At 69.7% G+C, this 18,852-nt stretch carries 19 protein-coding genes, 1 tRNA gene and 1 riboswitch; of the genes, 12 read left to right on the top strand and 8 right to left on the bottom strand.

Going from position 1 to position 18,852, the window contains the following annotated elements; translation table 11 throughout:
* Positions 1-46: 46 nt before the first annotated feature.
* Positions 47-1,300, bottom strand: coding sequence for a PTS transporter subunit EIIC (locus ACZ6WH_RS28895; protein ID WP_469731829.1), 1,254 nt, complete (start codon positions 1,298-1,300; stop codon positions 47-49).
* 197 nt (positions 1,301-1,497) lie between these two features.
* On the bottom strand, positions 1,498-2,811 hold the full coding sequence (locus ACZ6WH_RS28890) for a PTS transporter subunit EIIC (protein WP_469731827.1): 1,314 nt from the start codon (positions 2,809-2,811) through the stop codon (positions 1,498-1,500).
* 227 nt (positions 2,812-3,038) lie between these two features.
* Between ACZ6WH_RS28890 and ACZ6WH_RS28885 the strand changes: the two genes are divergently transcribed.
* The 5 genes from ACZ6WH_RS28885 to ACZ6WH_RS28865 all read left to right on the top strand — a co-directional run bounded on the left by ACZ6WH_RS28885 (position 3,039) and on the right by ACZ6WH_RS28865 (position 5,814).
* Positions 3,039-3,272 (top strand): PTS sugar transporter subunit IIB, encoded by a 234-nt coding sequence (locus ACZ6WH_RS28885; RefSeq protein ID WP_030250235.1) that lies wholly within the window; start codon positions 3,039-3,041, stop codon positions 3,270-3,272.
* Between the two features lie 99 nt (positions 3,273-3,371).
* Positions 3,372-4,103, top strand: coding sequence for a ribonuclease PH (gene rph, locus ACZ6WH_RS28880; RefSeq protein ID WP_361562676.1), 732 nt, complete (start codon positions 3,372-3,374; stop codon positions 4,101-4,103).
* 314 nt (positions 4,104-4,417) lie between these two features.
* Positions 4,418-4,579 carry an SCO1431 family membrane protein gene (locus ACZ6WH_RS28875; RefSeq protein ID WP_432854891.1) on the top strand — a complete coding sequence of 54 codons (162 nt, stop codon included), beginning with the start codon at positions 4,418-4,420 and terminating at the stop codon, positions 4,577-4,579.
* 92 nt (positions 4,580-4,671) lie between these two features.
* Positions 4,672-5,121 carry a hypothetical protein gene (locus ACZ6WH_RS28870; RefSeq protein ID WP_469731824.1) on the top strand — a complete coding sequence of 150 codons (450 nt, stop codon included), beginning with the start codon at positions 4,672-4,674 and terminating at the stop codon, positions 5,119-5,121.
* An 84-nt stretch (positions 5,122-5,205) separates the two neighbouring features.
* Positions 5,206-5,814 carry an XTP/dITP diphosphatase gene (locus ACZ6WH_RS28865; protein ID WP_432854885.1) on the top strand — a complete coding sequence of 203 codons (609 nt, stop codon included), beginning with the start codon at positions 5,206-5,208 and terminating at the stop codon, positions 5,812-5,814.
* A 78-nt stretch (positions 5,815-5,892) separates the two neighbouring features.
* Here ACZ6WH_RS28865 and ACZ6WH_RS28860 read toward each other — a convergent pair.
* The 4 genes from ACZ6WH_RS28860 to bcp form a co-directional block, all read right to left on the bottom strand.
* A tRNA-Leu gene (locus tag ACZ6WH_RS28860) sits at positions 5,893-5,977 on the bottom strand.
* Positions 5,978-6,694: 717 nt separating this feature from the next.
* Entirely contained in the window at positions 6,695-7,360 is a 666-nt protein-coding gene (locus ACZ6WH_RS28855; protein ID WP_432854879.1) for an HNH endonuclease signature motif containing protein, read from the bottom strand.
* Positions 7,361-7,538: 178 nt separating this feature from the next.
* Positions 7,539-9,038, bottom strand: a complete 1,500-nt coding sequence (locus ACZ6WH_RS28850; RefSeq protein ID WP_469731973.1) for an MFS transporter — start codon at positions 9,036-9,038, stop codon at positions 7,539-7,541.
* A gap of 340 nt (positions 9,039-9,378) precedes the next feature.
* Entirely contained in the window at positions 9,379-9,846 is a 468-nt protein-coding gene (bcp, locus tag ACZ6WH_RS28845) for a thioredoxin-dependent thiol peroxidase (protein ID WP_432854876.1), read from the bottom strand.
* 280 nt (positions 9,847-10,126) lie between these two features.
* On the opposite strand from bcp, the gene ACZ6WH_RS28840 reads away from it, so the two are divergent.
* From ACZ6WH_RS28840 to ACZ6WH_RS28830, 3 genes are all read left to right on the top strand, one after another.
* A complete protein-coding gene (locus tag ACZ6WH_RS28840; protein ID WP_432854873.1) occupies positions 10,127-10,447 on the top strand; it encodes a DUF3618 domain-containing protein in 321 nt (106 codons plus the stop codon).
* Between the two features lie 117 nt (positions 10,448-10,564).
* Entirely contained in the window at positions 10,565-10,867 is a 303-nt protein-coding gene (locus tag ACZ6WH_RS28835) for a GroES family chaperonin (RefSeq protein ID WP_019711573.1), read from the top strand.
* A gap of 109 nt (positions 10,868-10,976) precedes the next feature.
* Positions 10,977-11,036, top strand: a riboswitch (guanidine-III (ykkC-III) riboswitch).
* 44 nt (positions 11,037-11,080) lie between these two features.
* Positions 11,081-11,401: a DMT family transporter gene (locus tag ACZ6WH_RS28830; RefSeq protein ID WP_432854870.1), complete on the top strand. Its 321-nt coding sequence runs from the start codon at positions 11,081-11,083 to the stop codon at positions 11,399-11,401.
* Positions 11,402-11,466: 65 nt separating this feature from the next.
* Here ACZ6WH_RS28830 and ACZ6WH_RS28825 read toward each other — a convergent pair whose 3' ends face one another.
* Positions 11,467-13,788 (bottom strand): transglycosylase domain-containing protein, encoded by a 2,322-nt coding sequence (locus ACZ6WH_RS28825; RefSeq protein WP_469731821.1) that lies wholly within the window; start codon positions 13,786-13,788, stop codon positions 11,467-11,469.
* A 304-nt stretch (positions 13,789-14,092) separates the two neighbouring features.
* Between ACZ6WH_RS28825 and ACZ6WH_RS28820 the strand changes: the two genes are divergently transcribed.
* The 4 genes from ACZ6WH_RS28820 to ACZ6WH_RS28805 all read left to right on the top strand — a co-directional run bounded on the left by ACZ6WH_RS28820 (position 14,093) and on the right by ACZ6WH_RS28805 (position 17,477).
* The gene (locus ACZ6WH_RS28820; RefSeq protein WP_469731819.1) at positions 14,093-14,920 is read left to right on the top strand and encodes an ABC transporter permease; all 828 of its coding nucleotides are present in this window, start codon (positions 14,093-14,095) and stop codon (positions 14,918-14,920) included.
* Positions 14,921-14,981: 61 nt separating this feature from the next.
* Positions 14,982-15,746, top strand: a complete 765-nt coding sequence (locus ACZ6WH_RS28815) for an ABC transporter permease (protein WP_469731971.1) — start codon at positions 14,982-14,984, stop codon at positions 15,744-15,746.
* A 1-nt stretch (position 15,747) separates the two neighbouring features.
* Positions 15,748-16,746 carry an ABC transporter ATP-binding protein gene (locus ACZ6WH_RS28810; RefSeq protein WP_432854859.1) on the top strand — a complete coding sequence of 333 codons (999 nt, stop codon included), beginning with the start codon at positions 15,748-15,750 and terminating at the stop codon, positions 16,744-16,746.
* Between the two features lie 35 nt (positions 16,747-16,781).
* Positions 16,782-17,477 carry a DUF1707 SHOCT-like domain-containing protein gene (locus tag ACZ6WH_RS28805; RefSeq protein WP_469731816.1) on the top strand — a complete coding sequence of 232 codons (696 nt, stop codon included), beginning with the start codon at positions 16,782-16,784 and terminating at the stop codon, positions 17,475-17,477.
* A gap of 15 nt (positions 17,478-17,492) precedes the next feature.
* Here the strand turns inward: ACZ6WH_RS28805 and ACZ6WH_RS28800 are convergent, their stop codons facing one another.
* Positions 17,493-18,803 (bottom strand): SGNH/GDSL hydrolase family protein, encoded by a 1,311-nt coding sequence (locus ACZ6WH_RS28800; RefSeq protein WP_432854855.1) that lies wholly within the window; start codon positions 18,801-18,803, stop codon positions 17,493-17,495.
* Between the last annotated feature and the right edge of the window lie 49 nt (positions 18,804-18,852).

The raw sequence follows: 18,852 nt of genomic DNA, 5'->3' as shown, positions 1-18,852 counted from the left end.
CCGGAACCTGGACGGTTCCGGGGGCCTCGTCGCGTACGGGCGGGGCTCACGCCTTGGTGAGGTCCTCGACCTCCTCCTCGGGCTCGCGGCCCGGGGTGGGGAGGTTGAACTTCTGGATGACGAACCGGAAGACCACGTAGTAGACCGCCGCGAACACCAGGCCGATCGGGATGATCAGCCAGGGTTTGGTGGAGAGGTGCCAGTTCAGCGCGTAGTCGATGGCACCGGCCGAGAAGGTGAAGCCGGCATGCACACCGAGCGCCCAGGTGACGGCCATGGAGATGGCGGTCAGGACGGCGTGCACCGCGTACAGCAGCGGCGCGATGAACATGAACGCGAACTCGATCGGCTCGGTGATGCCGGTGACGAACGAGGTCAGCGCCAGCGAGACCATCATGCCCGTGACGACCTTGCGGCGCTCGGGGCGTGCGGAGTGCGCGATGGCCAGCGCGGCGGCCGGCAGACCGAACATCATGATCGGGAAGAAGCCGGTCATGAACTGCCCGGCGGTCGGGTCGCCCGCGAAGAAGCGGCCGATGTCGCCGTGCGCGACCTTGCCGGCCGCGTCGGTGAAGTCACCGAGCTGGAACCACGAGACGGCGTTCACGAACTGGTGCATGCCGATCGGGATCAGCGCACGGTTGATCAGACCGAAGAGGCCGGCGCCGACCGCTCCCAGGCCGGTCATCCACTCGCCGAAGCTGGAGATCGCCTCGCCGATCGGCTCCCAGATGAGGGTGAAGATCACGCCCACAGCGGTGCCGACGAAGGCCATGATGATCGGGACCAGCCGGCGGCCGTTGAAGAAGCCGAGCCAGTCCACCAGCTTGGTGCGGTGGAAGCGCTGCCACAGGATCGCGGCCAGCAGGCCCATGATGATGCCGCCGAGCACGCCGGGGTTGTTGACCACCGGCTCGACCCACTTGCCGTGGTCGATGTGGCCCTCCTCGACGGGGAAGGCCTTGAGGACGTTGCTGTAGACCAGGAAGCCGACCAGGGCGGCCAGCGCGGTGGAGCCGTCGGCCTTCTTCGCGAAGCCGATGGCCACGCCTATGCAGAACAGCAGCGGCAGATTGTCGAAGACCGCCCCGCCCGCGGCGGCGAAGACCTTCGACACCTCGGTCCAGCCGAGCCCCTTGTCACCGAAGACATCGGGCTGGCCGAGACGGTTGAGGATGCCCGCGGCGGGCAGGACGGCGATCGGCAGCTGAAGGCTGCGGCCGATCTTCTGCAGGCCCTGGAACAGGCCGGATCCCCGCTTCTTCGCGGGAGCCGCCTTGTCGGCGGTGGCCGTACTCATCGGATTCCTCCTGGTGAGGCGGGCTCGGGGGAAAGGGGCGGCCCGCTCGTATGGTCTACACCACTGAGTGGTTTAGACCATACTTAGCATGTCGTCACCACATAAAGGAATCCGTTCTTCCCGATCGTTACGGCGGCAAGCGGAACGGCCCCGGAACATATTGTTCCGGAGCCGGATTCCGCCACACAGAGCAGTCCCTACTTCACGTTCTGCTGCTCCATCGACTCGCCCACGTCCTCCGGTTCGCGGCCCGGGGTCGCCAGGTCGAACTTGATGATCACGAAGCGGAAGACCGCGTAATAGACCACCGCGAAACACAGCCCGATCGGAATGATCAGCCACGGCTTGGTCGCCAGACCCCAGTTGATGACGTAGTCGATCAGACCCGCCGAGAAACTGAACCCGTCGTGCACCCCCAGCGCCCACGTCACCGCCATCGACACACCCGTCAGCACCGCGTGCAACGCGTACAGCACCGGCGCCACGAACAGGAACGAGTACTCGATCGGCTCGGTGATCCCCGTGACGAACGACGTCAGGCCGACCGAGAGCATCATGCCCGCGATCTCCTTCCGGCGGTGCGGCCGCGCACAGTGCGCGATCGCCAGCGCCGCCGCCGGCAGCGCGAACATCATGATCGGGAAGAAGCCCGACGTGAACTGACCGGCCGTCGGGTCGCCCGCCAGGAACCGGTTGATGTCGCCGTGCACCACCGTCCCGTCCGGCTTGGTGAAGTCGCCGAACTGGAACCACATGAACGTATTCAGGAACTGGTGCATGCCGATCACCAGCAGCGCCCGGTTCGCCACGCCGAAGATTCCGGAGCCCGTCGAGCCCAGGTCCACCATCCACTTGCTGAAGCTCGTCAGCGCGTCACCGATCGGCGGCCACACGAACAGGCAGATCACCGCGAAGGCCAGCGCCACGAACGACATGATGATCGGCACCAGCCGCCGCCCGTTGAAGAAGCCCAGCCAGTCCACCAGCTTCGTACGGTGATACCGCTGCCAGAACCACGCCGACAGCAGCCCGATCACGATGCCGCCGAAGACGCCCGGGTTCTGATACGTCGCAGGCGCCCCCGTACCGTCCTTCGCCACGCACGCGCCGCCCAGCGGCCCGGCGCTCAGGAACTTCGCGCCACCCGTGCAGTCCTCCGGGAACTGGTGCAGCACGAAGAAGTACACGAGGAACCCCGCGACCGCCGCCAGCGCCGTCGACCCGTCCGCCTTCTTCGCCATACCGATCGCGACACCGACGCAGAACAGCATCGGCAGCCCGAGCGAGGAGTCCAGCAGCGCGCTGCCCGCGCCCGCGAACACCTTCGCCACGTCGTCCCAGCCCAGCCCGTCGGCGCCGAAGACATCGGGCTGGCCGAGCCGGTTCAGAATGCCCGCCGCCGGCAGCACCGCGATCGGCAGCTGCAGGCTGCGCCCCATCTTCTGCAGGCCCTGGAACAGCCCGCCGCCCCACTTCTTCTTCCTCGGCGCCGCCGCCGCGTCCGAACTCATCCGCATCCTCCCGGCCGTCGGCCCCGCGACGGCCGACTCGTGCTTGCCGCATACTGGTGGTGTAGACCATTCGTAGTGGCGCTGACGGGACTTCCCGGACGCACCACCGGGTGGTCGCCATCATTCGCCAGGCAGCGGACATACGCCCGTCCAACAGGGCTGAACGTGCGTTACCGTGTGGAATCCTTCGGCACCATCGCCGACGGCCGAGACAAGCAGGAGTGGACATGGCCAGCAAGGCTGAGAAGATCGTCGCCGGGCTCGGTGGCCTCGACAACATCGAAGAGGTCGAAGGCTGCATCACCCGCCTCCGCACCGAGGTCGTCGACCCGTCCCTCGTCGACGAGGCCGCACTCAAGGCCGCCGGCGCCCACGGCGTCGTCAAGATGGGCACCGCCATCCAGGTCGTCATCGGCACCGACGCCGACCCCATCGCCGCCGACATCGAAGACATGATGTGAGCTGAGCCGACGGCTCACGCCGCGCTCGCCCCGAGGCCCCTTCCGTACGTGCGGACGTACCGGAACGGGGCCTTCGGCATTCCCGATAGGCTCGTCCCCATGTCTCGCATCGACGGCCGCACCCCCGAACAGCTCCGCCCCGTCACCATCGAACGCGGATGGAGCAAGCACGCCGAGGGCTCCGTCCTCATCTCCTTCGGCGACACCAAGGTCTTCTGCACCGCCTCCGTCACCGAAGGCGTGCCCCGCTGGCGCAAGGGCAGCGGCGAGGGCTGGGTCACCGCCGAATACTCCATGCTGCCCCGCTCCACCAACACCCGCGGCGACCGCGAATCCGTCCGCGGCAAGATCGGCGGCCGCACCCACGAGATCTCCCGCCTCATCGGCCGCTCGCTGCGCGCCGTGATCGACTACAAGGCGCTCGGCGAGAACACCATCGTCCTGGACTGCGACGTCCTCCAGGCCGACGGCGGCACCCGCACCGCCGCCATCACCGGCGCGTACGTCGCCCTCGCCGACGCCGTCGCCTGGGCCCAGGGCAAGAAGCTCATCAAGGCCGGCCGCAAGCCGCTGACCGGCACGGTCTCCGCCGTCTCCGTCGGCATCGTCGACGGCAAGCCGCTCCTCGACCTCTGCTACGAGGAGGACGTCCGCGCCGAGACCGACATGAACGTCGTCTGCACCGGCGACGGCCGCTTCGTCGAGGTCCAGGGCACCGCCGAGGCCGAGCCCTTCGCCCGCGACGAGCTCAACGCCCTCCTCGACCTCGCCGTCGCGGGCTGCGCTGACCTGGACAAGGCACAGCGGGAGGCGCTGGAACGGACGCTGTGATCTGCGGCGTACCGGCGAGAGGACGGGGCCGGGGGCGGGTGCGGCAGCGGACCCGCATGCGGGCCCGAGTGCGGGTGTGGGGTATGAAATGCCCCGCACCCGGTGATCTGTGACGTTCCCCTCGTGGGAGCTGTATCTCTAGGAATGGCTGCGGTACGGGCGCACTGTGGGAGGTGCGCCCTCCGCTTCCCGTACGGCACCTTTCGTACGGCTCGTACAAGGTCGTAGGGCTCGTACGAGGTCGTACGGCTCCTACAAGCTCGTACGGCCGGGGCGCATCTCCCCAGCACCCGACGACGAGGAACATCACCGTCATGCCTGCTGAAGCCACCGCCGCCGCCCTCGACGCGCCCGCCGCCCGCACCGGGGGACCCAAGGACGACTCGCCGTGGATGGAGCACCTCCTCGGCTGGACGCTCGTGGTCGTCCTGGCCATGTTCCTGACCCAGACCGGCCTCATCACCGGACTTACCTGACCTTCCACCGCATAACGGCGGCGTCGGCAACCAAAAGCGTGCGCCAGGCGTTCCTTCCTTTACCTGTTCATTGCTTAGGGAGGGCCCAGCCCATGTCCGCGTACCGCCTCGACCGCCGTCGCCGTTCCCCCGGATCGGGCACCGCCGTGCGGCCCGCCCGTCGTACGGCCGTGACCGCCGCCTCCGCCGTGGCGGCCATCGCCCTGGCCGTCCCCGTGCTGACCGGCTGCGGAGCGGTGGAGACGGCCCTGGACTGCGCGCGGACCGCCACCGCCGTCGGCAAGAACGTCGACGAGCTCCAGCAGGCCTTCTCCAACGGCGCCGACAACCCGGCGGAGGCGCAGCAGGCCCTCGACAAGATCGACAAGAACCTCGACGAGCTCGGCGACAAGAGCGACAACGCCGACATCGGCAAGGCCGTCGACGACCTCTCCCGCGGCGTCAAGGACGCCCAGCAGTCCCTCGACCAGGGCAAGACCCCCGACATCACCCCCATCGAATCCGCCGCCTCGGAGCTCACCAAGATCTGCACCCCGGGCTGACGGGCAGCGTGACACGCGGGGCGGGGCAGGGCCGCCCGCCCCGCCGGGCCGTTCGAGTGCGGCGCACCGGGATAATCGCTCACCATGAAGCACCAGCGCCTGATCCTCGCGACCCGCAACGCCGGCAAAATCACCGAACTCCGCGCCATCCTCACCGAGGCCGACCTGGCCATCGAACTGGTCGGCGCCGACGCGTACCCGGACGTCCCCGACGTCAAGGAAACCGGCGTCACCTTCGCCGAGAACGCCCTGCTGAAGGCCCACGCACTCGCACAGGCCACCGGCCACCCCGCCGTCGCCGACGACTCCGGCCTCTGCGTCGACGTCCTGAACGGCGCCCCCGGCATCTTCTCCGCCCGCTGGGCCGGCCGGCACGGCGACGACCAGGCCAACCTCGACCTGCTCCTCGCCCAGCTCTCCGACATCGCCGACGAGCACCGCGCGGCCCACTTCGCCTGCGCCGCGGCCCTCGCCCTCCCGGACGGCACGGAGCGCGTCGTCGAGGGCAAGCTGGAGGGCACCCTCCGCCACGCCCCCGCCGGCAACGGCGGCTTCGGCTACGACCCGATCCTCCAGGTGGAGGGCGACACCCGCACCTGCGCCGAACTGACCGCGAACGAGAAGAACGCCATCAGCCACCGAGGCAAGGCGTTCCGCGCGCTGGCGCCGGTGGTACGGGAGCTGTTGGGCTGATCGGCAGCCGTGCAGTAACGACGAAGGCCCGGCCCCACTGACGCGAGTCCGGGCCTTCGAAACGAAGGTCAATAGAAGTGCGGCCGGTGGGATTCGAACCCACACGGGCTTTCGCCCACGGGCTTCTAAGGCCCGCATGTCTCGCCTATTCCATCACGGCCGCTAGCCGCCAGCCATGGTACCGGCTGGCGGCTGTGACGATGTCTCTGCCTGGGGCAGTGGGCGGTCCGGCGCCGATTGCCTCCCCTGCACCAGGTGCTCGTGATCGCATGGCAGTTGGGGCAGAGCAGCCGCAGGTTCTCGGCCCGGTCGTCGCTCCAGTCGCCACTGACGTGGTCGACCTCCAGCGTCATGGGGCGCCCGTGCCAGCTCGGACCTGTACCGCACTTGGCACAGCGCTCGGGCACTCCGATCTGCCTGAGAGCGCGCCGAAGCATCGCCGACTGTGTGCGGTGTCTTCCGTCGTGTCTCACCAAGGTGCGCTCAGGCGGCTTCGTGGGTGTGGTGCCCGGTCTTCCACGCTGGTGCGCTTGCCCCAGGAAGTGGCTCGTACTGATGCCGTCTTCCGCGACCCACTGGTGGAACAGCTTCTGGGCGCGAGTGTTCACCGGTCTGCCGAGATGCCGAAGGGCAGCTGCCATGGAGACCGACGCGCTGACGGCTTCTTGCAGCGCCACTTTGGTGGGGCGAGGGCGGGCCGTACGTCGTGGCGCGTGGTCGAAGTGCGAAATGTCGATTCCGAAGTGATCGAAGCGCTTTGCCAGATGCCGTCGCGCCCCGCGGTAGACACGGCCGCCGCCATACGCGATGACTTCCTCGATGCTGCTGCAGCGGAGTGCCGCTTCCGTCAGGAGCTCGCGTGTGTACCGGACGCCCATGCTCATCGCGGCACCCCCGTCCGTCGGCTCTGCGCGCCTTTGTTGCGCCCTCGGTAGGAGTCCGTCGTGGAATGGCAATTCGGGCAGAGGAAGCGCAGGTTTTCCGGGCGGTTGTCCCGCCAGTCGCTGTTGATGTGGTCGACCTCCAGCGGTAGCGGCTCGCCCTGCCAGGTCGGGCCGATGCCGCACAGGGCGCAGCGTTCGTCCGTGCCGTGGGCCAGGAGGGCACGCTTCAGCCGCTTCGCCGGGATACGGAAGGCGTTGGCCGGGGCCTGCTCCACCAGGAGTTCTTCGAGGGTGCGCCGCCGGTGCGGGGTCCGTTTCGTACGCCCACTTTCGCCGAAGTGCGACGTGTCGATCCCCAAGGCCCGTATGCGGCGGCTGATGTGGGTGTGGTGGCCGCCGACGGGATCCAGGCCGAGGTGGCGGAGGACCTCGTACGTGCTGGTTGAGGCGGCCACGGCCGGTTCGAGGGCTGCCCTGGTCCAGCGGGTGCCTTCCCGTTCGAAGTGCGAGGTGTCGATTCCCAGGGACTTCACGCGGGCGCGGAGGTAGCCGCGGGACGGGCCCTTCGGGTCCACGCCGAGGCGCAGTAAGGCTTCCGAGAGGGTGTGGGAGGCGGCTACGGCCTCGGAGAGGCGGGCGTGGGTGTATGGGCTGGGTGGCATGGAGTTCCCCCGTTCGGCGACCGTCGACTCCGTGTCGGCGGCCGGTTGTTCCTTTCTCGAATGGGTTAACGACGAACGACACCGCCGGTTACGGAGAGTTGTCGTAGGAGACGAAAAAATGCCCCGGCCGGAGTGGCCGGGGCATTCAGAAAGGCTGTGGGATCTCAGCTGGGGGATCTCAGAAGCGCGGGTCCGGGCTCTGGGCCGTGACCAGTTCGACCGCTTCCTCGTGGGTGGCTACCGAGGGCGGGGAGCCTTCCAGGGGCTGCTGGGCGGTCTCCTTCATGCACATGACGGCGATGACGCCGATCAGGGCGGCGCCCATGGCGTAGTACGCCGGGATCATCTGGTTGCCGTTGAAGCCGGCCATCAGGGCCTCGATGACCAGCGGGGTCGTGCCGCCGAAGAGCGAGGTGGAGAGGTTGTAGCCGATGGAGAGGGAGCCGTACCGGACGTTGGTCGGGAAGAGGGCCGGGAGGGCCGCCGACATCGTGCCGAGGAGGCAGACCAGGGAGAAGCCCATCAGCAGCATGCCGATGATGACGAACAGCAGGCTGCCGTCCCTGACCAGCAGGAAGGAGGGGATGGAGAGGACGAAGAAGCCGAGCATGCCGGCCATGAGCAGCGGCTTGCGGCCGAAGCGGTCGTTGAGGCGGCCGACGAAGTTGATGACCAGCATCAGGACGACCATGGTGCCGAGCAGCACCAGCAGGCCGTGCGACTCCTTGTAGTGGAGTGTGTCGGTCAGGTACGTCGGCATGTACGACAGCAGCATGTAGTCGGTGATGTTGTACGCGCCGACCAGGCAGATGCAGAGGATGAGGGCGGGCCACTGCTGGGAGAAGATCTCGCCGATCTTCCTCTTGGGCTGGTTCTCGGAGAGGTGGGAGAACTCCGCCTCCTCCTCGCTGGCCGAGCCCGTCGCGGAGTGCGTCTGGCTGGCTTCCAGCTTCTGGAAGGCGGGGGTCTCGTCGAGCTTCATCCGCAGGTAGAGGCCGACCAGGCCGAGCGGGCCCGCGACGAGGAAGGGCAGGCGCCAGCCCCAGCTCTCCATGGCGTCGGAGCCGAGGAAGGTGTTGAGGATCAGGACGAGGCCCGCGGCGCCGGTGTAGCCGGCGAGGGTGCCCATCTCCAGGAAGCTGCCGAAGAAGCCGCGCTTCTTGTCGGGGGCGTACTCGGCGATGAAGGTCGAGGCGCCGCCGTACTCGCCGCCGGTGGAGAAGCCCTGGACCAGGCGGAAGAGGATGAGCAGTACCGGTGCCCAGAAGCCGATGGTGGCGTACGACGGGATCAGGCCGATGCAGAAGGTGCCGACGGCCATCATGATCATGGTGAGCGCGAGGACCTTCTTGCGGCCGATGCGGTCGCCGAGCGGGCCGAAGTACGCGCCGCCGATGGGCCGTACGAGGAAGGCCACCGCGAAGGTCGCGAAGGAGGACAGCAGGCTCGCGGTGTCGCTGCCGCTGGGGAAGAAGACGTGGCCGATGGTGACGGCGAGGTAGCTGTAGATGCCGAAGTCGAACCACTCCATCGCGTTACCGACGGCGGCGGCCTTCACGGCGCGCTTGACGACCCGTTCGTCGGTGATCGTGATGTCGGTGCGGCGGAGCTTGGGGTTCTTGCGGCGGTTGATGGCGCGGAAGAGCATGCGGTGGCGCCGGACCGCCTCGGGGTCCATTTCGGTCCCGGACGTGGCATCGGTGCTGCCGGTCGTCACGAGTGCGGTCCTCTCGGTCGGTCGGTCCGCGCGCTGCGCGGTGGGCTCGCTTCGAAAGGGGCGTCTGCGCGGTTACGGAGCCGGTCAAACCACTTTGGCGGCAGAACGCGATTTTCGTCACTCGGTGTGGGCCGTTTAGGGCGGGTGTGAGGTGGTTGTGCCGGTCGGACGGGTGGGGGCATGGCCGCGGGGAGAGGGGTCAGCGCGCCGTGACGCCGAACGGCCTCCCGCCCGGGACGGGTGTCCGGTGGGAGGCCGTGCTGGGTGCCGGGGCCGGGGGCCCGGGGCGGCGCTGCGGGGGTTACAGCCCCAGGTCCTTGATGATCTTGGCGACGTGGCCGGTGGCCTTGACGTTGTAGAGGGCGCGCTCGACCTTGCCCTCCTCGTCGATGACGACGGTGGAGCGGATGACGCCGGTGACGACCTTGCCGTAGAGCTTCTTCTCGCCGAAGGCGCCGTAGGCCTCCAGGACGCTCTTGTCGGGGTCGCCGAGGAGGGTGACCTTCAGCTCCTCCTTCTCGCGGAACTTCGCGAGCTTCTCGGGCTTGTCGGGGGAGATGCCGATGACGTCGTAGCCGTGGCCGGCCAGGAAGTCGAGGTTGTCGGTGAAGTCGCAGGCCTGCTTGGTGCAGCCGGGGGTCAGGGCCGCGGGGTAGAAGTACACGATGACCTTGCGGCCCTTGTGGTCGGCGAGCGAGACCTGCTTGCCGTCCGCGTCGGGGAGGGTGAAGGCGGGGGCGGTGTCGCCGGGCTGCAGTCGCTCGCTCATGGCTCTCCTCAGGAGTGGTTCGGTGACCGTAAGGGTGGGTCGGTGACCGTGTTGAAGCGGTCCGGTGACCGTGCCGACCTCGGTGGTCGCTTGTGCTGTCCCGAGGTTACTGAGGTCCGCCGACAGCCCCTCATGCCCTCGGCCGGTTCGTCTCTTTGTACGCCGCGTGGGCGCGTTGATCGGGGGTGCCGTGGGGCGGTTCGGTGGGTGAGCTGACAGACTGTCCATCAGGAATCATTGAGGATCTGTATTCACCGGCCGAGACGACGGAGGCAGCGCGGTGTCGGATGCCAGGACCCCTGCGCAGATCGAGGCGGACATCGTCCGCCGGCGGCAGGAGCTCGCCGTGACGCTCGACGAGATCGGCGTGCGGCTGCACCCCAGGACGATCGTCGGCGACGCGAAGGCGAAGGCGGCGGCGGCCGTGGACCGTACGGCCGGGCGGGCGTACGTGGTCGCCAACCGGGCGGTCTCCGACGTCCGCTCGCAGCTGGTGTCGGAGGACGGTGCGCCGCGGATGGAGCGGATCGTTCCGGTGGCGCTGGTCGCGGTCGGTCTGGTGGGGCTGCTGGCGGTGGGTGTGCGCAAGCGCCGTTCTTAGGGGCGTTGCCGGGGCCGTACCGCCCGGGCCGGGGTCCGGTGCGGGGGCGGGTACAGGTACGGTCTAGCCGTGAGCCCGAACAACACTCAGGACACCCACGACAAGCTGCCGATCCGGATGCTGCACGACCGGGTGCTCGTCCGTACCGATATCGCCGAGGGCGAGCGGCGCTCGACCGGTGGCATCGTCATTCCGGCGACGGCCGCGGTCGGCCGCCGGCTGGCGTGGGCCGAGGTCGTGGCGGTGGGGCAGAACGTCCGTACCGTCGAGCCGGGGGACCGGGTGCTGTACGACCCGGAGGACCGCGCCGAGGTGGAGGTGCGCGGCGTCGCGTACGTGCTGATGCGGGAGCGCGATCTGCACGCGGTGGCGGCGGAGCGCCTGGAGGGCGCCGAGGACTCCACCGGGCTGTATCTCTGAGCCTGCCCCGGGTGCCTCCCGTAAAGCCCCTGATGTTCGTACCGTAAGGCCCTGACCAGCATTTTCTACGGGCGGTGACCGGCGTCACCGCCCGTTTCGGCATGGCTTGCTATGGTCGGAGACATCCCGACGAGACGCGCCGTACCGGGTCATGACAAGACGACGCACCCCTGTAGATGCACGCGTGTGCGCGCTTGTCACGGAGGTGCCGTCATGGCATGGGTTCTGCTGTTGGTCGCCGGTCTGCTGGAGGTCGGCTGGTCGATCGGGATGAAGTTCACCGACGGGTTCACGCGGCTGTGGCCGAGCCTGTTCACGGGCGCGGGCATCGTGGTGAGCATGGCCCTGCTGTCGGTCGCCGCGCGGACGCTGCCGATCGGTACGGCGTACGGCGTGTGGGTGGGCATAGGCGCCGCCGGTGCGGCGGTGGTGGGCATGGTGGTGCTGGGTGAGCCGGCGACCGCGGCCCGGATCTTCTTCATCTGTCTGCTGCTGGTGGCCGTCGTGGGTCTGAAGGCGACGTCGGGTCACTGAGCGCGGCGAAGGGGCCCGGGGCACGTCCTGTCGGCGTGCTCCGGGCCCCTTGGCGTGTGCTGCCGTTACTCCCAGTCGTCGGACGGTGTTCCCGGTGCTCCGCCGGGTCCGCCGCCGGGCCCGCCGCCGCCACCCGGTCCGCCGCCGGGCTCGACCGTGGGGAAGTCCTCGGTGGGGGCCGAGGTGGGCGGCGGTTCGCTCGGGAAGGTGGGCTCCGGCGGTTCGACGGTGGACGGGGGCGGCGTGGTGACCGGGGGCGAGTCCGGGGGCGTGGTCTCGGTCGGGGCGGTGGGCACCCCGGTCTCGCCGGGCGCGGTGGGCGGTGCCGTGTCGGTGGGGACCGGTTCCTGGGCGCCGCTCTCCAGCTCCAGGTCGAAGTCCTCGACGGCCTTGCCGTTCAGCGCGGCCGCGGTGTAGTCGGCCCAGATCTGGGCGGGCCAGCCGCCGCCGTTGATGCGGGCGAGGCCGCCCGCGCCGTACAGCGGTTCCTGGGAAGCGGTCTTGGGGTCCTGGCCGAACACGGCGATGACGGTGGCCAGGTCGGGCGTGTAGCCGGCGAACCAGGCGGCCTTGTCCTCCTCGGCGGTGCCGGTCTTGCCGGCGGCGGGGCGGCCTGCGGCCTGGGCCGCGGCGCCGGTGCCGCCGGGGCTCTCGACGACGCTGCGCAGGATGGAGGTGGTGGTGTCGGCGGCCTCGCGGGGCATGGCGGTCTGCTCGGCCCGCATGGGCAGTCCGACCTTCTCGCCGTTCTTGGTGATCTTCTGGACGAAGGTGTACGGGACGCGCTTGCCGTGGTGGGCGAGGGTGCCGTAGGCGCTGGTCATCTCCAGGACGCTGGGGGTGGCGGTGCCGAGCGAGATGGCGCCCTGGGACTCGGCGAGGCCGGGGGTCCCGCGGGGGATGCCGAGGTCGACGGCGGTCTCCCGGACCTTGTCGGGGCCGACGTCGATGCCCATCTGGGCGTAGACGGCGTTGACGGACTTGTCGGTGGCCTCGCTGACCGTGATCTGGCCGTACGAGCGGTCGTCCTCGTTGGCGGGGGCGAAGCCGGTGGGCTGTCCGTCGCTGAGGGTCATCCGCTTGTTGGTGCCGTCGTAGACGGTCTGCGGGGTGATCGTCTGGCCGTCCTGGGTGGTGGAGTGGTTGGCGACGGCGGAGGCGAAGACGAAGGGCTTGAAGGTGGAGCCGACCTGGTAGTCCGCGCGGGTGGCGCCGTTGACGAACTGCTTGGCGTAGTCGATGCCGCCGTACATGGCGACGACCTTGCCGGTGGCGGGGTCGATGGAGGCGCCGCCGGCCCGGACGTTCTTGTCGGCGTCGCGGTTCTTCTTGTCGAGCTGGTCCATCACCTGGTCGTCGACGGCCTTTTCGAGGGCCAGTTGCTTCTTCTTGTCGATGGTGGTGGTGATGCGGTAGCCGCCGCCGTTGAGATCGTCCTCGTCGACGATGTCGTTGTCGCGGAGGTAGTCCTTGATGGCGTTGACGAAGTAGCCGCGGCGGCCGGAGAGGCCGGAGGGGGTCTTGGCCTCGCCGGGCGGGTCGAACTTGGTCGACGCGCGCGCCGATCCGCTGAGCCAGCCCTTCTTGACCATGCCGTCCATGACGTAGTTCCAGCGGGCCTCGGCGCGCTTGCGGTTCTCCGGGTGGACGACGATGTCGTACTGGCTGGGGGCGTTCAGGAGGGTGGCGAGGTAGGCGCCCTGGGCGGCGTTGAGGTCCTTGACGTCCTTGTTGTAGTACGCCTGGGCCGCGGCCTGGATGCCGTAGGCGTTGCGGCCGTAGTAGCTGGTGTTGAGGTAGCCCTCCAGGATCTCGTCCTTGCTCACCTCGCGGTCCAGCTTGATCGCGATGAAGAACTCCTTGGCCTTGCGGGTGACGGTCTGTTCCTGGCCGAGGTAGTAGTTCTTGACGTACTGCTGGGTGATGGTGGAGCCGGACTGCTTGCCCTTGCCGATGACGGTGTTCCAGGCGGCGCGGATCATGGCGACGGGGTTGACCGCGGACTCGTTGTAGAAGTTGCGGTCCTCCGCGGCGAGCACGGCGTGCTGGACGGTCTTGGGTACCTGGTCGAGCTTGACGTTCTCGCGGTTCACCGCGCCGTCGCGGGCGAGCTGGGTGCCGTCGGAGAAGAGGAAGACGTTGCTCTGGGCCTTGGCCGCCTGGTTGGCGGGCGGGATGCCGACGAGGAGATAGCCGGCGATGAAGCCGCCGACGATGAGCAGCAGGATCACCAGGATGCCGCCGAGGGTCATGCGCCAGGTGGGCAGGAAGCGGCGCCAGCCCGTGCGGCGGGGGCGGCCCTTCTTGCCGGAGGGCGGGGCGGCGCCCGGTTCGCCGTCGGGGGAACCGTTACTTCCCCGGCCGTCCTGCTGCGGATCGTCGTTCATGTCTGTAGTGACTCCTCGGCCGCCGCCGATGGTTGTGCCGCGGCGGATCGGTGTCGTAGCGGGCGATTCGCGCCCTACGCCGGAAAAAGGTCTTGTCTTCCGAAATGCAAGTGTCGCCCGTTGAGAAACTCTCGCATCCTGCGGGCCGACCCAAGAGGGTGGCACGCACATGTGACCGGTCTGTGACCGGCCGAATGGGTTCTCTCCCTCACTGGATCGGGTGATAAACCCGTGGTGCCCCCACCAACGGCGGAGCTAGGCTCCGTTGTTTTGGCCTCACACCTCGGGGGACGGAAGCGTGCGCGTGGCAGTTCGTGAGCGCGGTGGCGGCCTCGCGCTGTACGCGGCCGTGGTCCGGGGCGGCTTCCGGCGGTACGTCACCTACCGCACCGCCACCGCCGCCGGGGTGTTCACCAACACCGTCTTCGGCTTCATCATCGCCTACGCCTACCTGGCCCTGTGGGACCAGCGGCCGCAGCTGGGCGGGTACGACCAGGCGCAGGCGCTGACCTTCGTCTGGGTCGGCCAGGCGCTGCTGGCGACGGTCTCGCTGGCCGTCAACGGCGGCCTGGAGGAGCTGCAGGAGCGCATCCGCACCGGCGACATCGCGGTGGACCTGTACCGCCCCGCCGACCTCCAACTGTGGTGGCTCTCCGCCGACCTGGGCCGGGCCGCCTGCCAGCTGCTCGGCCGCGGGGTGCTGCCGATGGCGATCGGCGCCCTCGCCTTCCCCCTGGCACTGCCCGCCGCGCCGGGGCTGTGGGCCGCGTTCCTGGTGTCCGCCGTGCTCGCGGTGACGGTCAGCTTCGCGCTGCGCTATCTCGTCGCGCTCACCGCGTTCTGGCTGCTGGACAGCGCCGGGGTGGCGGTGCTCGGCGGGCTGGCCGCGATGTTCTTCTCCGGGATGCTGCTGCCGCTGCGGGCCTTCCCCGGCGACTTCGGCGAGGTCGTACGGATGCTGCCGTGGGCGTCGGTGCTCCAGGTACCGGCCGACGTGCTGCTGGGGCGGTACGAAGGGATCGCCGTGCTGGGGGCGCTGGGCTTTCAGGCGGGCTGGGCGGCGGTGCTGCTGGCGGTCGGCCGGCTGGTGCAGTCGGCGGCCACCCGGAAGGTGGTGGTGCAGGGTGGCTGAGTCCTTCGGGCGGGCCGCGCCGGTGCGGCACGGCATACGGGCGTACCTGCTGATCGTAGCGATGTGGGTCCGGTCCACACTCACCTACCGGGCGTCGTTTGCGATCATGGCCTTCGGCAATGCCGCGGGCAGCGGCCTGGAGTTCGTGACGATCCTTCTGATGTTCTCGCACATCGACGAGCTCGGCGGATTCGGGCTGCCCGAAGTCGCCCTGCTCTACGGAGCGTCGGCCACGGCCCTCGGCCTCGCGGACCTGTTGCTGGGCAACGTGGAGCGGCTCGGCGCGCGGGTGCGCGACGGCACGCTGGACGTCCTGCTGGTCCGCCCGGCGCCGGTGTACGTACAGGTCGCCGCCGACCGGTTCGCGCTGCGCCGGATCGGGCGGCTGTCGCAGGCCGCGGTGGTCCTGGGCTGGGCGCTGTCCCGGGTCCCGGTGGACTGGACGCCGGGCCGGGTGGTGATGGTCGCGGCGATGCTGGTGGGCGGGGCCGCGATCTACGGTGCGATCTTCACGCTGGGCGCGGCCTTCCAGTTCTGGGCCCAGGACGCCGCCGAGGTGCAGAACTCCTTCACATATGGCGGAAACGCGATGCTGCAGTACCCGCCCACCGTCTTCGCCAAGGACCTGGTGCGCGGGGTCACGTACATCATTCCGCTGGCCTTCGTGAACTGGCTGCCGGCGCTCCGCCTCCTCGGCCGGGACGACCCGCTGGGGCTCCCGGGCTGGGTGGACTTCCTGGGGCCCGTGGTGGCCGCGGTGATGTGCGGGGGCGCGGCGCTGGCGTGGCGGGCGGGTCTGCGGGGTTACCGGAGCACGGGGAGCTGACATGACGACGGACGGGCCGGCGACGGATGGACAGCGGCCGGAATTCATCGCACTGGAAGGGGTGGAGAAGGTCTTCCGGGTGCGCCGCAAGGCCGGGCGGCTGCGCCGGGTGAAGCAGGAGGTGCGGGCGGTGGACGGCATCGGGTTCCGCATCGGGCGCGGCGAGATGGTGGGGTACATCGGGCCGAACGGCGCGGGGAAGTCGACCACGATCAAGATGCTGACCGGCATCCTCGTGCCCAGCGCCGGCCGCGTCCGGGTCGCGGGCATCGATCCCTCTCGGGAGCGCACCCGGCTGGCCCGCCGGATGGGCGTGGTCTTCGGGCAGCGCACGACCCTGTGGTGGGACCTGCCGCTGAAGGACTCCTACGAGCTGGTGCGGCGGATGTACCGGGTGCCGTACGACACGTACCGCAAGAACCTCGACCGGTGCGTGGAACTGCTCGACCTCGGTCCCCTGTTGACGGCGCCGGTGCGGCAGCTGTCGCTGGGGCAGCGGATGCGCGGGGACATCGCGGCGGCGCTGCTGCACGATCCGGAGGTGCTGTACCTGGACGAGCCGACGATCGGGCTGGACGTGATCAGCAAGGCGCGGGTGCGGGACTTCCTGCGCGAGGTGAACGCCACGCTCGGCACGACCGTCCTGCTGACCACCCACGACCTGACCGACATCGAGCAGCTGTGCCGCCGGGTGATGGTCATCGACCACGGGCGGCTGGTGTACGACGGCGACCTGGACGGGCTCCACGGGGTCGGGGAGAGCGAGCGGACGCTGGTGGTGGACCTGGAGCGGGAGCTGCCGCCGATCGAGGGCGTACCGGGCGCGCGGACCGTACGGGTGGAGGGGCCGCGGCAGTGGCTGGCCTTCCCGGCGTCGCAGAGCGCGGCGCCGGTGGTGGCGGCGGTCGCCGAGCGATGGCCGCTGGTCGACCTCTCGGTACGCGAGCCGGACATCGAGGACGTGATCGCGCGGATGTACACCCGAAGCGCCGCGAAGTAGGGCCGGACGGCTCGTTTGCTGCTTAGTCTTTCGCCATGAATGAGGAACTCCCCGAATTGCGGGCCTCCGATGCCGACCGGGACCGGGTCGCGGAGATCCTGCGGGACGCGCTCGCCGAGGGGCGGCTGCGGATGGAGGAATTCGACGAGCGGCTGGAGGCGGCGTACCAGGCGCGTACGTACGGCGAGTTGGAGCCGCTGACGGCGGATCTGCCGGTGGGCGGCCGGGAGGTGCCGGTGCTGCCCGTCGCCGCGCCCCGGGACGCCGTCGCGCCTGCCTGGGCGGAGCGGATCGTGGGCGGCGAGGGCAGTTCGTCGACCGGGATCGGGATCCTGGGCGGCTTTCAGCGGACCGGGCGGTGGACCGTGGGGCGGCGGTTCACGGCGGTCGCCTTCTGGGGCGGCGGCGAGATCGACCTGCGCGAGGCCCGGTTCGCGGACCGCGAGGTGGTGATCAACTGCGTCGCGATCATGGGCGGCGTGCACGTCGTCGTGCCGCCGGGCGTCGAGGTCGACGTGCGCGGCGTGGGCATCATGGGCGGCTTCGACCACCGGGAGGCCGGGGTGGCGGGCGACCCCGGCGCGCCCCGGGTGATCGTGACGGGCCTGGCGTTCTGGGGCGGCGTCGGCGTCGAGCGGAAGCCGACCAGGGCGGAGAAGGAGCGCCTGAAGGCCGAGCGGCGGGAGCGCAGGGCGCTGGAGAAGGAGCGGCGGCGCAAGGAGCTGGGCTGACCGCCGCCCGTCGTCCTACAGGGAGGCCGGGGCCGAGCCCTTGAGGTGCTTGAGGTTCACCGCGAGGGCCATCGCCTTGTAGCCGTCGTCGCTCGGGTGCAGGTGGTCCCCGGAGTCGTACTGGGGGAGCAGCCGGTTCGGCTGGGCCGGGTCGCGCAGCGCCTTGTCGAAGTCGACCACGTTGTCGTACACGTTTCCGGCCCGGATCTGCGCGTTCACCGCCTGGCGCACCTGGTCCATGCGGACCGAGTAGCCGCGGTGGCCGTAGAACGGCGTGAGCGTGGAGCCGGTGACCCGCAGGCCGCGCGCGTGCGCCTGCTTGACGACCTTCCGCATGCCGGCGACCAGCTTCTTCGGGTCCCACTGGCGCGGGGTCTTGAAGAGGTCGTTCAGGCCGATCTCGACGATCACGGCCTTGACCCCGGTCCGCGACAGCGCGTCGCGGTCCAGCCGGGTGAGCACGCTGGGGCCGTTGTTGGGGGAGTAGCGGCTGCCGTCGATCAGCAGGCGGTTGCCGCTGATGCCCTGGTTGAGGACGCCCAGGCGGGGCGCGCCGGGCTCCTCGCGCAGCCGCTGGGCCAGGAAGTCGGTCCAGCGGTGGTTGGCGCCCATGGTGGAGGTGATGCCGTCGGTGATGGAGTCGCCGATGACGACGACCGAGCCCTTGGCCTCGCGGCTCCAGACGTCGACGCCGGTGAGGTAGCGCCAGTACGGGCTCTGCTCGGTGAAGTCGGTGCCCGCTTCGGCCGCGGCCCGGTCGCCGCGCGCCAGGTAGGAGGTCTGCCGGGCGTACGGGTGGTAGGTGACGGGGCCGGAGGGCGCCGGGGAGTACGTGGTGATCAGGAGGTCCGCGTCGTGCGGCACGTCCAGCCGTACGGGGTCGCTCGCTATGGCGCCGCCGGCCGGGATGACGACGGAGGGGCGGTCGCCGAAGGTGAGGCGGCGCATCGTGCCGGCCGTCGCGGTCGGGTTGTTCGGCGCGGCGGCCAGGGCGATGGTGGCGTGGGTGATGGCCAGCGGTCGGGTGCCGTAGAGGTTGGAGAGCTGGATGCGGGCGCTGGTGCCGCCGACGCTGGTGTGGATCACGTTCCGTATCGACATCCCCGCGTATCCGTCGAGGGTGCCCGGTTCGGCGGCGGCGGCCGATGCCGCCCAGGTGCCCACCCACTGGCCGGAGACGGCGGGAGCCGCGGAGTTCCGCGGGCTGTGCGGGTCGCTGCCGGTGCCGCCGCCGTCGCCGCCGAACCCGACGAAGATCGCGGTCGATACGAGGACCACCACTGCCGCCAGACCGGCGAGCAGGGCGTAACCCACACTTTTGTTCATGCGGGGGCGTTCTCCTGGGGCAGGCGGAGCCGCTGGCTCCGGATGGGCA

Source organism: Streptomyces sp. NPDC050806 (assembly GCF_055586425.1).
The sequence above is the reverse complement of the archived record's forward strand: the minus strand, read 5'-3'. Positions and strand labels throughout refer to the sequence as shown.